Here is a 13,496-nt window from a genome sequence, read left to right on the forward strand (position 1 = left end):
AAAGAGCTGCTGCACTAAAATATTAGTGTTCAGCTCTTTTTTATTAGATTATTTAGAATATGAGAAAATTAAACTTTTTATTCAATCCTTAACTTTAATGCTTCAGCCATTGAAATTCTATTTATCTTTTTTCTGCTAAGTAATTTTGAGAGTTCAAAGGTTAAGTATATTATTACAAAGCCAATCAGAACGTAGATATAATTAATAGTTACAGGAAATGATATACTCATCTCTTTTGTCATTGATTTAAAAAGTGCAGTTAGGGAACCAAGAAGGAGTGGTACGCCGAGTATATAGCCAAGCACTACTATAAACCTGGAACTATTTAAAATTAATGAGTAAATCTCTTTTTTTCTATAACCTAAAACCTTTAAAAGAGAAATATTATCTTTATTTTCCTCTATTGTTAGAGAAGTAACAACATATATTACAATAAGCCCAAGTATAAAGGATATAAAAGCTATACTTCCTATTACTGCTTGAAGCGGTTTTGTCATTGTATCAAAAGCCTTTTTCATATCATCAACTGTCACAACTGTTAATAGCTTATTTTCTGGAATATCTATTTTTTCTGTGCTCCATAATCCAATATAGCTTCCAGAAGGGAAACCAAGCATATTATTAAGAGTATCTAGTGGCATATAAACATACTGGCCTACAAATGTTTCTGCAATGCTGTCAACTGTTATACTATATTCTTTTGAATCCAATCTATCTATAAGCTTTAGAGTATCTTTTGGAGCTATATTTAATTTATCAGCTAAAGGTCTTGTAATAATAATCCTGTCAGGTTTCAATATATTACCTGATTTATCCTTAAAGGAAATATACTTTGAATCAGGATTTACACCATACACAGTAAAATTAGTTTTATTGTCGTATTTCATTGCAAATGGCACTTCCAAAAAGGGTTCTCCATTTTCAGGTTTACCGTTTTGGAGAGCGTTGAATACATAATGGTAATTATACTTAAAGGCTTCATTAAAGGATTCTTTAAGTAAAGAATCCATTGAACTCTTAGATGCAAAGCCCATTAGTAGCAACATTGTTGACATAATTATGCCAAGTAACAGAAATGTGCTTCTTGGTATGCTTCTTAAGAGCTCACGTATTTTAAATTTAGTATTAAAACTCAATCTTTCAAGGTTTACTTTTCTTTCTAGGAAACCAACCTTATTCTTTTCAGCGCCACCTCTCATTAACTGGATTGGTGAATTTTTTAGAGATTTATTAACTACAAAGTAACTGCAGATTACTAAGAAGAATATTGGCAGCAAAATACTTATTATAATATAGTTTATATCATAGCTTAAATAACCTACAGGAATATTAAAGAATGATACATAATAGTTCATCATAGGTTTTAAGGTTAATAATCCAAGGATAGTTCCTAGAATACCGCCTACAAGTGAAATGACTATGGGGTATAGAAGATAATGCTTCATAATCTCTTTTTTTCTGTAACCTAATGCATAAAGAGTTCCTATAATAATAGCTTCTCTCTGTAGCATTCTATACATAACTATCCCAGTTAATATGCAGGTTAAAAGAAGTACAGACATAGGCATGGAAGAACTCATTTTATCAATTCCAGAAAGCTTTGCTGTAAAATACGTAACTCTTGGATTGTCACTTGTGTTCATCCAGCTGAGAAGAATAATATTTTCACTTCTTAGATAATCTTTAAAATCGAATATCTTATTATCTATATTACTTCTGTCACCATTAAATCTTATGGAATAAGAAACATTGCCTTTATTTAAACTATTAAAATCCTCTTTATTTATAACAGCTACTCCAAAGCTGTTTGGGTCATTCATTATATCTGATTCACTTTTTAAGGGATAGATATAGTTAGGAAGAGACATAAAACCTGATATTATAAAATTTCTATTATTAATTTTTATATTATCCCCAATGTTCAAGTTATTAGATTTTCCATAGGAGGGATCTATGAGGATATCACCTCTATTTAGAGATTTTCCTTGAATTATAGCAGGAATATTAACCTTTCTATTTTCACTGAATATTCTTAGGGTTTTATCTTCTGATATCGAGTAGTCAAATGATTTTGTTTCCTCAATATTCATATTAAATTTTGCTTCCAAGGTTTCAATATTACTTAGTCTTAGAGTAGTTGTGAAATTTGCATCCTCTTGTTTATAATCTTTTTCAAAGGAAATTGATAATTGTGTAAGATTCTTTGAAACCAAATTAAACATTGTAAAAAGTAAACAGCTAAAAACAATAAGTACTAGTGAACCAATATATTGTGATTTGCTTTCCAGCATGGTTCGCTTGAGTTTTTTATTAATAATCATTACCACTCAATCCTTTCTGCAGGCATGGCTATACGATTAACTATGCTTTCTACAATTTCACCACTTCTAACCCTATAAACCTTATTAGCCATAGCGCTAATTGCAGTGTTATGAGTTATCATAAGTATAGTTGTGCCAAACTCTTTGTTTACCTTCTGAAGAAGTTTTAATATCTCTCTTGAGGTTGAAAAGTCAAGAGCACCTGTTGGCTCATCGCATAACAAAAGGGTTGGATTTTTAACTATAGCCCTTGCAATAGAAACTCTCTGTTGCTCACCACCACTAAGTTCCCTTGGAAATCTAAATTTTTTATCTGACATACATACGGCTTTTAGAACTTCATCAACGTTAAGCGGTGATTTGCTTATATTTGAAACAACCTCTATATTTTCAACTACAGTAAGGTTAGGGATTAGATTATAAAATTGAAATATAAAGCCGATATTTTCTCGTCTATAATCTGTAAGTTTATTGTCACTTAGTGTAGTAATATCTATGTTATCAACTGAAACCTTACCTGAATCGCATCTGTCAATTCCTCCAATAATGTTAAGAAGGGTTGATTTTCCGGAACCAGAAGGTCCAAGTATTACACCTATTTCTTTCTTTTCTAAACTTATAAATGCACCATTTAAAACTGTTGAGGTTATATCACCTGTATTATAGCTTTTCTTTAAATTTTCTACTTTCAAAAACATTATTTGCCTCCTTATAAAATACTATTTGTTTCCAACTTAATAAGGATTGAAAAGGTTCGTATACTAGTGTTAGCACAAGGATATTACTTTATTCAATGTAAATATACTATTTACAAACTATTGGTTATAAATAATAATCAAATTAAAATATAATTGCATTTTAAGGAAAAATTTGAAACAATTATAATATTATAAATGAATTATAATTTTATGGAGGTAAGAAATATGAGTTTGCTAGAAAGAATAAAAGAATTAGGTGATATCCATGGTATTGATTTTATTGGTGTTGCAGGAATAAGTCAGGTTTCAAACGAAATTAGAGAAATCAGTGGTTCTTTATTGTATGATTACCCAAGAGCATTATCTATAGGAATAGTATTGCAAAAGAGCATTGTAGATCTTCTAAAAGATAGAGATATATATGAAAATGTACTTCAATACCAAACACATGCCTATGATGTAATTAACAATCGACTCGATAATTTTGCTTCCATTGTTAGTTCGGTAATACAACGTGAGGGCTATAAAGTAATGCCATTACCAGCTGCAGAACGTATAGATAGTAATAGAGTTTGCGCTTCAATATCACATAAACTTACTGCAAGGCTTGCTGGTTTTGGATGGATAGGGAAGAACTGTCTTTTAATTAATCTTGATCATGGTCCTCGCGTAAGATGGACAACAGTATTAACAGATGCTCCCTTTGAAGAAAATAAAGAAATATTAGAAAGTAGATGTGGTAGCTGTAACGAGTGTGTAAAAATATGTCCTGCACAAGCTATACTTGGTAGAAATTATGTAGAACATGAACCTCGGGATGTAAGGTTGGATGTAAGAAAATGTGAAGAATATTTTCATGAACTTAAGGAAGAAGATAAACTTGAAATATGTGGTATGTGCCTTTGTGCCTGTCCATTTGGAAAAAAGTAACTTAAATTCTTTTTTTAGAAGCAACTTCTAGTTGTTATCTTTGTTATATTTACTTGGTAGAAATATAGTAATATGTCATTATAATGGTATTAGAGGTGATTAAATTATGAGTTTTCAAGAACAATTGCAAACACTTAGAAAAGCAAAATGTCTGTCACAAGAAAAATTAGCTGAAATCCTGGGGATTTCAAGACAGGCGGTTGCAAAATGGGAAGTGGGACAGTCTTATCCTGATATTGCAAGATTGATTGCATTAAGTGATTTTTTTAAAGTAAGCATTGATAAACTGGTTAATGATTATGAAGAAAATTGCAGATTATGCATAGAAGAAAATAAAGTTAACTCTATAGGTGAAGAGATAATTGATTTCTTATGCAGGGCCAAAAGATCAACATATGCTGGAAAGGGACCAGAGAGTAAATCTTCAAGACCAAATTCTCACGATTTAGAATATATGGAGGGAAATTTAAAATATATAGACACATATTTAGGAGGCAGAAATTTTTCGGGTGAAGAAGCTTTATGGAAAGATAATATTCCATTTTGGTCAATGAATTATATTGGAAGAGTGATAGATGATAAATTCTCAGGCAGCTTTCTAAAGGAGGTTTTGAGTTTAGTAACTAAGGAAAATCCGTATAGAGGTCCTATTATTTATCAAAATGGACAGCATAAATATCATTGTATTATAAATGGCGAATTTAACTGGTTTCAAGGACATGAGGAAATATATTTTGATAATATTAAGGTTTATGAGTGTATTTTCCATGGAGGATTAATAAAATAGTTAAATCCTTAAAAGATACCTATTAGGTACCTTTTAAGAAAATGTAACTGAGCCTCCACCAATAATTATGATTATGGAATCAAAATCAAGAGGCTTAACAATATAATCAGGAGAATTAGGCTCTAATCTTATAAATTCTTGCATCATTTGATTCCCATCAAAAACAATAACTACAGCTTTACCAGTAGGTGATGAGTTTCTAATTTTATAAGTAGAACCAGTAGTTAAGCCTGTATCTTTATAATAGTAAAGTCCCTGAGTAAAAGATTTTGATTCAGCAATACTAGAAATAGAATTAATGTTTAAAAATAAAAATAATGAAAGAAAAAATACAGTAATAAATTTCTTCATTAACGAACCCACCTTTCATAATCGTATATAAATAATATAGATCAATTTTATTATGTGGAGTATGAAAATAATTTATGTAAGTTGAGCTTGTTAAATAACAAAGTGGATCAGTAATAATGAGTATGCGGTTATTCATAGAATAGCTGTTGACAACACATATAAAGGATTAGGATTATAATCTCAAATAATCGGGAGCGTTGAGAAGCTTTGCTTAAATAGGGGTGTACATAGTATTAAAGTTGATACTCATGAAGAAAATATATCTATGCAAAAATTACTTAAGAAAAACAAATTTGAATATTGTGGAGTAATTTATTTAGAAGATGGAAGCAAAAGAATAGCTTTTGAGAAAATCTTATGAAGAACTATACGGTTATATTTGAATGCTGAACGATACTCATATAGGGAATAATCTTTATACAAATATATGCCCCACATGAACTTCAAGGGAAAATATATTATCCCTTGAAGTTTATGTGGGGTATTTTTAGTTATTAGAACTTTATTTAAATTAATATGTAACTTTTGTATATTAATTTTATTTTAAATTGTTTGATGAATCTGAAGAACTTGTTATATTACCTTTTTTTGAAGCAGACTTTTTAGCACTGCCAGAATAAACGCTGCTAGCGGAACTTTGAACTGAATCATCTGAATTTAGTATCTTTAAACCTTTAACGTCATATGCGTTTCTAACCATAATTATGTTCCCCTTTCATTTTGTGACTCTTAATTATTTAAATTATCTAACAAATATATTTTACCTTCATTCCTCCCATTTATAACAGGAAGTTTATCACTTTCAATGATTATTTTGAAAGACTTTTGCTATAAATTTCCAATATGTCTTCTAAATATACTTCTTCAGGATGATTTTTTAATTTTGCTTTATTAGCAACAAAAGCTTTGGAATATTCCATTATTTCTTCTTTTGTTATTTGGATGTTTACTTTAAATAATTGCTTGAAGATTTCCTCTAAATCGTTTAATGAATTTAGTTTAAGAATTCTTAGCATTTTTTCAAGCTTTGTTTTATCTTTAAAAGATTTTAAATATTCTATTGTTAGAACTCCATTGGCTAGGCCATGAGGAAGTCCCTTAAAGTACGTAAGGGGATAGCCCATACCATGAGGCAGGGAAGTTCCGGTTTGAGATATTTGTAAGCCTCCTAAAGTTGATGCCAGCATAACTTTATCTCTAAATTCATTATCGAGGTTTTTGTTAATAAGTTTTTCGAAGCAGTATTTAAATAATTCAAAACCTTTTTCACCATAAATATCAGACATATAAGTACTATTTGAATTTAGATATCCCTCAACTAAATGCGTAAAGGCGTCTATAGCTGTATTTACAGTTATATCATAAGATAAATTGAAAGTATACTTGCTATCAAGAAAGGCAGCTACAGGAAATATTGACTGTCCTAAATTTTTCTTTACCTTTTCTTTATTTGAAGTTACAATACTGTACTGAGTAACTTCTGAGCCTGTTCCTGAAGTTGTTGCCACAGCTACAACAGGAATACTTTTTAGTTGTTTTCCACTAAAAATATTATCTATATTTATATCTGGATTTTTTACAAAAATAGCAATAGCTTTAGCAGCATCCATAGGAGAGCCTCCACCAATACCTATAATAAAGTCTACATTATTTGTTTTACCGATATTGCCGCCTTTTTCTATTGTTTCCAACGAAGGATTTTCTTCCACCTGATCAAAAAGAATATGCTCAACCCCTGTTTCAGAAAGTGCTTTGACAACATCTTCATAGGAACCATTTTTTTTAGCAGAACTCTTTCCAGTAACAATTAAAGCTTTACTACCTAAAGAACTAAATACTTCTTTGTTTTTCAAAACTGAATCTTTACCAAAGTATATTTTTGTAGGCATAGAATATTTAAATTCCATAAATCATCTTCCTTTCAAATTCTATAAAAATACTTATAACAATTATACACAAAAGATAAATAATAGGCCAATTATGTGATATTATAAAAAATATTTTTCAATGGAATTTAGAAGAACACAGTTGTTTTATGTTGACCTAATTATAATTATTAAAGGGTAGATGATAAACTAAGTAGTATCTTAATTTTCTGAAGAATAATATTTAGTAAATCAAAGAATACATCATCCTTTGTTAATCTGAGTATTATAAAGTAAATGCTGCAGCATGCAGTTACATCAAGAAAGCACGATAATAAAATTCCAGATACATATTTATTTATAAAAAAAGTTACTGGAATAAATATTAAAGAGTAATATAAGTATTTTAAATTATCAAAGGCAAATAAGTGTATATCTAGGTTAAGTTCTTTTTTTACTAGTCTATATTCCATTGCTATAACTACTAGATTTGCAAGCAAAGTTGTTATAATTACTGTAGTTGGTGTAAAGATATTAGTAATAACTAAAAGCAGATTTAATATTAAATTTATTATGCCGCCGATTAATACCAACTTGGCATCTGTTTTCTCTCTTCCGAAAATATAAATTATCTGATCTGCAATAATTCGATCAATTCCTATAGTCAGCATATATATAGAAAACACCATAAGTATTGGTACAGCAGGAAGATAGGTATTAGTACCTTTTCCCATTATTATAACAACTTGTTTAGAAACTCCAAGAAGTCCTATTGAAGCTGGAAACAATAATAAAAAGTATACCTTGACCACCTTATTTAATAAATTTAAGTAAACCTCTTTTGAATGATTTTCTAGGTAATTAGTAAGTCTGGACATGGAAACTTGAACTATTGTAAACAATAAAAGATCTATCATAGACATTATCTTTTGAGCTACTCCATAGTAGCCTGCTTCTGTAGAGTTTATAGTTTTATTTATCATTATTTTATCAAGCCAGGTGTATAGAATATATGTATTGGCAAGTACTACAACTGAAAACATAGGCTTAATATGCTTTTTTATAGATAGGTTGGAAAAGTCAAATTGTATTTTCTTTTTTATATATACGAAACTAGATATATTATTAATAAAATTGATGCCACAAGTAAGATAAATGTAAAACAAAAAATCTTCCTGAGTTTTTACAAAGTATATTGTCAATAAATTATATATTATTTTGATTTGCATAGTTTTTACTGCTATAAAATCATAATTTTCTAAAGCTTCATTAATCCATTCAACATTAAATAGGTTAAAGACTATGTTTAATCCCATCACCATGCAGGTGTAAAAATATGCATCGTTTTTGTGAAATAGAATTAAAAAAAGGGTATATAAAATAGAAGTTACAGCTGTTGTAGCAGTAGTAATTATAAATAAACTAGTAATTGTCTGCCTTAGTTTCTTTTTATCATCTCTTACCTTACTTACTTCCCTTAAGCCATATTGATAAACTCCGAAGCTTGCAAAAATCATAAAAACAGCAGTCCAGGTTTCTCCCATAGTTATGTATCCATTTAATCTATCTTGGATTGCGGTAAGAACTATTGGCATTACTATTATTGGCAGAATTATATTAGATAGATTTAGAATTGCCTTGAAAAAAGCATTTTTAGATATTGATTTAGACATAAGTTACTCCTTAGTATATAAAAATAGATTGTGAATGTGTTATGTGTGATTACAGCTATATAGAAATTGGAACTAAAAATAATAAAAATGCAACAAGACATAAAATTACTGTTACAATGGAAAACATTGCAACTATTGTAGTTTCATGAAAACCTGATAATTCAAAAGAATGATGAATTGGTGCCATTTTAAAAACGCGCTTTCCATATAGCTTAAATGAAGCTACTTGTATTACAACTGACAAAGTTTCAACAACATATATACCTCCAATAATAATTATTACAAGGGGAGTTTTAAGTATCATAGCTACAGTTGCTATAGCACCTCCAAGGGCTAAGGAGCCTGTATCACCCATAATAATTTTAGCAGGAAAAACATTAAATATTAAAAACGCTAATAAACAGCCAACAATAATTCCGCAGAAAACAGAAAGAGAGTAGTGTTTCAAAGAAAAACTTAAAATTAATAAAAATATCATTACAATTATTGTTATGGTACTGCATAATCCATCTAGGCCATCAGTTAAGTTTACAGCATTAGTGGTACATATATAATAAAAAATTATGAATGGTATATACATTAGTTTTATATCTACTGCAGTATTAATGATTGGAACATAGATAGAACTGCCTATTGATGGAGTGTTATAGGCATAGAATGCAAAAATCCATGAAGCTATTAACAGTAAAAACATCTTTTGAATTGGAGTTAGGCCTTCATTGTGTTTATGTAGTTTTTTTAATATATCATCTGTTAAGCCGACAAGACCAAATGTTACCAATGCGTATAAACTTATCATTCCTTCACTTTTATACTCTTTACATAAGACTAAAGTAACTACAATACTTGATAATATAAATATAATACCTCCAAATGTGGGAGTACCTGCTTTCTTTAGATGACTTTCAGGACCCTCATCTCGGATGTTTTGACCTAAATTTAATGTACGTATTATTGGAATAAATAGTTTTCCAATTAAAAAAGTTATAAAAAAGCTGCTTAATATTCCTAAAATAATTAGAGTCATAATAAATCTCCTTAAACTATACTTATATTTTTAAAAATAATAAAACAATTGCACTTAAATTCAAGCAGGCACAGGCTAGATATAACAAATAAACCACTTGCTTTTGATTAAGTCCTTTTGCTAATAATCTAAAGTGTATTTGGCTGGCGTCGCCAATATAAATAGGTCTTCCTTCATGGATTCTTTTAAATAATACAAAAATATTATCAAATATAGGTAAGCCTAGTACTAAAATGGGAATAAAGATTGAAATAGCAGTAGCCTGCTTGAAGGCTCCATCTAGAGAGATAATGCCTAAAATAAAACCTAAAAAAGTAGCACCAGAATCACCCATTAAAATTTTTGAGGGAAATTTATTATATTTTAAGTATCCTAAGCAGATGCCAACTAAGATTATTGCCATTAGAGCAGAGGACAAATCATTTTTAACTAATGCAACTAAGAATAAAGTACAGGAAGATATACAAGTTATTCCTCCAGCTAAGCCATCCATGCCATCAATAAAATTGATTACAGTAGTAACTCCGAATAACCAGCAAATAGTCAAAGTAAACTGTAACCATATTGGAAGCACAACATAAGATCCATCAAATGGATTTGTAATTCCTGAAAATTTAACACCACTTGCTTCATATACTAATATACATGCAAGTAGCTGAAAAATCATCTTTGGAAGAGCCTTTAAGTCCTTTTTCTTAATTTTGTAGTAATCATCAAACATTCCTACAATAAAAATTAAGAGTGAACTCAAAAAAATAATTATATTTTTTATATTACAGACTGGATTTATACTAAAGTAGGCAATCCAAAAGGAAAAAAATATTCCTACTCCAGCTAAGTACGGTTTGGCTTCGTTATGTATCTTTCGTTCACAATCTATTTTAGGTTTTTCAAGATAGTCAATTTTATATGCTAATTGCATAAGCTTTGGTGTTATAAACAACATCATTAATAATGAAAAAGTAAAAGCACGCAAAAAATCCATTGTTTCCTCCTAAGTCAATAATAAATTTTATACATTACATAAATGTTTTGAAGTTTTCATTAATATGGTAATATAGTAATTGAATTGTATCAATTGATATATATAAGTATCTAATATACTTGAAAATCATCAAAGATTAAGTTGAATATAATTCAATTTGCATGATTATCATTATATGATAAGAATATGGAGTGATGAAATTGAATAAAGATTTACAAGAACTTAAAGAAATAGATGAAAAGGTCAAGAACAAATTAAGTTATATTAAAAGCAATCTTGATATTATGTCAAATAATATTAACGAAGTAAAAGCTTTGAAAAATGATATATATGAAAAGACTTCTAAAGCTTTCATTTATAATTTGAAAAAGTTAATTCAACTGGAGTCAACACAAAAGAATCTTGCAAATAAAATTGGAATATCTGAGGACTTGTTATCAAAATACAAATCAGGAGATGCCTTTCCATCAATAGAAACGTTGCTGTATATTTGTGAAGTATACAATATAGAAATAGAAAAACTTATTTCTATACCATTAACTGCAGTTGATATTGAAAGTTTAGAAAATGATACGGGAATTGAACATAATATATTTGATGAAAGGTATTATGTATATTTTTTCGTGACTAACATAGCAAAAGAAGGTGCTATACATGAAGGCGTTATGGAAATTCATAAGGAAAATGTTAGCTTTAAAATTTGTTCCAGCGGAAAGGTTATAAAATGTTTCACAGGAAGATTTACTATTTCAGATAAGATTATATTCTTTAATTTGAATAGTCACAATGATGGAACTACTTATATAAATATGATTAAACCTAATGTAAATAAGAATAAATATGTGGGGGGCGTGGCAATGATGATGCTTCCATCAGATGCAAATAGTAAGCCATGTGTTCAAAAAATTCTATTTAGTAAAGTAAGATTGAATAGAGACGAATATTACGCTAATTTAAAGGAAATTTTGAGTTTTAATGTTGAAGGAGCTAATTTAGGTCATATCAAAATATCTCAATGGGAAGATGAAGCTGCTTATAATTTTATTTTAAAACTGTCATAGTTTAAAGAGGTGATAAATTATGATTTGTAAACCAAGTGATTATATTGAAGCAGGATTTAAAATGGAGCTTCAAGAAGATTTAAAAGAATTATTTAATTCCACAGCTGCTATAAGGATAGTTCCCAAAGGTACAATTATTCTTAGACAGGGGGAAATACCTTCTTCGTTGTATTATATTCATAAAGGAATTATTAGGGGATATTATATAGATGAATCAGGTAATGATGTTACAAAATGTTTTGCATGTGAAACTGAATTTGCCTGTGCTGAAGGATTATTAAGGAGTGGAGAAACTACTTTTAGTGTAGAAAGTTTGGAAGACTGCATTTGTGTAATTATTCCTTATGGCTCCATAAATCAAGGAATGAAGGAAAGCAATCAAATGAAGATAATATTCAACGAGTATATCCGGAAAATACTTATTAATACTTTAAATCGTGAAAAGGCATTACTTATGAAGGATGCTTTAGAAAGATATAAAGAGTTTAAAAGAGAATATTCTTCCTTAGAAGATAGAATAAATCAAGCATACATTGCTTCTTTTATTGGAGTAAGAGCAAGTTCTCTTAGCAGGATTAAGAGAAGTATGAAAACAGAATAAATATATTTCGAAAACATCAAATGAAGTTATTTGATGTTTTTTTGGCAATTGACATATGTCAATTACAATTAGAAATTTTCGCGTTAATATATCTATAATTTCAATTTTGATTATTTAGGAGGAGTTAATTATGAAGAAAATTTCTTTAGTAACAGGTGCAAATGGTCACTTGGGTAACAATTTGGTAAGGGAGTTATTAAAAAAAGGAGAAAAGGTCAGAGCAAGTGTGCGAAATATAAATGATAAAGAAGCCTTTATAGGACTTGATTGTGAAGTAGTATATGCAGATCTTATGGATAAAGATTCATTACGCAAGGCACTTGATGGAGTAGATACACTATATTAAGTAGCAGCAGTATTTAAGCATTGGGCTCAAGATCCTGAAAAAGAAATAATTATTCCGAATGTTATAGGGACTCAAAATATAATGGAAGCAGCAAAAGAGGCTAAGGTAAGAAAAATAGTTTATGTAAGCTCTGTGGCAGCATTATCTTTGGACAAGATGAACTCGAGAAACAAAATTGATGAAACTACATGGCTTGAAAGTAGTCATGGTAATGCATATTTTGATTCAAAAGCCCGTTCTGAAAAAAGAGCTTGGGAATTGGCAGAAAAATATGATTTAGATATGGTAAGTGTTCTTTCAGGTGCAATGATTGGTGGAGAATTTTTAAAGAAGACTCCGACCATGCTTGGTTTTGATAGTATCCTTTTAGGTAAGATGAAGATTAATTATATAACTGAAATGACTCCAATAGATGTAAATGATGTTATACAGGGTATGATTACAGCAGCTGAAAAAGGAGTAAAAGGTACAAGATATATTTTAGCAAATGAAGAACCTGTAACTTCAGATGAAATAATTAAAATTGCAAAGAAGTTTGTTCCAGATTTAGAGATACCACAAAAATATACTAAAGAGCAGTTGTTAATATTAGCTGATAAGCTTGAAGCTGAAGCAAAACAGAATAATGCCCAGCCATTACTACTTGGAAGTCAAGTAGAATTATATTATGGTGGAATAAATAGACACTATGATCTAACTACATCAAAAAAGGATTTAGGTTTTAATCCTAAGCCAGGCGCAGAAGCGTTGGAAGATTATTTTAAGAGAATTTCATCAACAGTAATTTAACAAGTAGGTATAAATAGATGGTAATATTTAGATTTAAATTAGTTTGGTAATTAACCATAAAA

Annotated in this window: 12 protein-coding genes and 2 pseudogenes; 6 read left to right on the plus strand and 8 right to left on the minus strand. The window is 29.3% G+C overall.

Annotated features, from left to right (window positions below; translation table 11 throughout):
• Window positions 1–77: 77 nt before the first annotated feature.
• Both COL3_RS28210 and COL3_RS28215 read right to left on the minus strand, forming a co-directional pair.
• Window positions 78–2,321 carry an FtsX-like permease family protein gene (locus COL3_RS28210; protein ID WP_008418680.1) on the minus strand — a complete coding sequence of 748 codons (2,244 nt, stop codon included), beginning with the start codon at window positions 2,319–2,321 and terminating at the stop codon, window positions 78–80.
• The gene (locus tag COL3_RS28215; RefSeq protein ID WP_008418677.1) at window positions 2,321–3,019 is read right to left on the minus strand and encodes an ABC transporter ATP-binding protein; all 699 of its coding nucleotides are present in this window, start codon (window positions 3,017–3,019) and stop codon (window positions 2,321–2,323) included. The genes COL3_RS28210 and COL3_RS28215 overlap by 1 nt, the downstream gene beginning before the upstream one ends.
• A 225-nt stretch (window positions 3,020–3,244) precedes the next feature.
• Between COL3_RS28215 and COL3_RS28220 the strand changes: the two genes are divergently transcribed.
• Window positions 3,245–3,949, plus strand: coding sequence for a 4Fe-4S double cluster binding domain-containing protein (locus COL3_RS28220; protein WP_008418675.1), 705 nt, complete (start codon window positions 3,245–3,247; stop codon window positions 3,947–3,949).
• A gap of 106 nt (window positions 3,950–4,055) precedes the next feature.
• Complete coding sequence (locus tag COL3_RS28225; RefSeq protein WP_008418673.1) at window positions 4,056–4,736, plus strand: DUF5680 domain-containing protein; 681 nt, start codon at window positions 4,056–4,058, stop codon at window positions 4,734–4,736.
• 33 nt (window positions 4,737–4,769) lie between these two features.
• Here the strand turns inward: COL3_RS28225 and COL3_RS28230 are convergent, their stop codons facing one another.
• Entirely contained in the window at window positions 4,770–5,087 is a 318-nt protein-coding gene (locus COL3_RS28230; protein ID WP_008418671.1) for a hypothetical protein, read from the minus strand.
• A gap of 100 nt (window positions 5,088–5,187) precedes the next feature.
• Between COL3_RS28230 and COL3_RS28235 the strand changes: the two are divergent.
• Window positions 5,188–5,448 (plus strand): annotated as a pseudogene (locus tag COL3_RS28235) (GNAT family N-acetyltransferase); the annotation flags it as partial.
• A 177-nt stretch (window positions 5,449–5,625) separates the two neighbouring features.
• Here COL3_RS28235 and COL3_RS29080 read toward each other — a convergent pair.
• The 5 genes from COL3_RS29080 to COL3_RS28255 form a co-directional block, all read right to left on the minus strand.
• Entirely contained in the window at window positions 5,626–5,787 is a 162-nt protein-coding gene (locus COL3_RS29080; RefSeq protein WP_008418669.1) for a hypothetical protein, read from the minus strand.
• A gap of 109 nt (window positions 5,788–5,896) precedes the next feature.
• The gene (locus COL3_RS28240) at window positions 5,897–6,994 is read right to left on the minus strand and encodes an iron-containing alcohol dehydrogenase family protein (RefSeq protein WP_008418668.1); all 1,098 of its coding nucleotides are present in this window, start codon (window positions 6,992–6,994) and stop codon (window positions 5,897–5,899) included.
• Between the two features lie 149 nt (window positions 6,995–7,143).
• A complete protein-coding gene (locus tag COL3_RS28245) occupies window positions 7,144–8,625 on the minus strand; it encodes an oligosaccharide flippase family protein (RefSeq protein WP_008418665.1) in 1,482 nt (493 codons plus the stop codon).
• 55 nt (window positions 8,626–8,680) lie between these two features.
• Window positions 8,681–9,652, minus strand: a complete 972-nt coding sequence (gene mraY, locus COL3_RS28250) for a phospho-N-acetylmuramoyl-pentapeptide-transferase (RefSeq protein WP_008418663.1) — start codon at window positions 9,650–9,652, stop codon at window positions 8,681–8,683.
• A gap of 22 nt (window positions 9,653–9,674) precedes the next feature.
• Window positions 9,675–10,637 carry an MraY family glycosyltransferase gene (locus tag COL3_RS28255; protein ID WP_008418661.1) on the minus strand — a complete coding sequence of 321 codons (963 nt, stop codon included), beginning with the start codon at window positions 10,635–10,637 and terminating at the stop codon, window positions 9,675–9,677.
• 200 nt (window positions 10,638–10,837) lie between these two features.
• Here COL3_RS28255 and COL3_RS28260 point away from each other — a divergent pair, with 200 nt between their 5' ends.
• The 3 genes and pseudogenes from COL3_RS28260 to COL3_RS28270 all read left to right on the plus strand — a co-directional run bounded on the left by COL3_RS28260 (window position 10,838) and on the right by COL3_RS28270 (window position 13,434).
• Window positions 10,838–11,698: a helix-turn-helix transcriptional regulator gene (locus tag COL3_RS28260; protein ID WP_008418659.1), complete on the plus strand. Its 861-nt coding sequence runs from the start codon at window positions 10,838–10,840 to the stop codon at window positions 11,696–11,698.
• A 19-nt stretch (window positions 11,699–11,717) separates the two neighbouring features.
• Entirely contained in the window at window positions 11,718–12,299 is a 582-nt protein-coding gene (locus tag COL3_RS28265; protein WP_008418657.1) for a Crp/Fnr family transcriptional regulator, read from the plus strand.
• Between the two features lie 130 nt (window positions 12,300–12,429).
• Window positions 12,430–13,434, plus strand: a pseudogene (locus COL3_RS28270) (NAD-dependent epimerase/dehydratase family protein).
• Window positions 13,435–13,496: the final 62 nt, after the last annotated feature.

Source organism: Clostridium sp. LS (assembly GCF_002760435.1).
Classification (GTDB): domain Bacteria; phylum Bacillota; class Clostridia; order Clostridiales; family Clostridiaceae; genus Clostridium.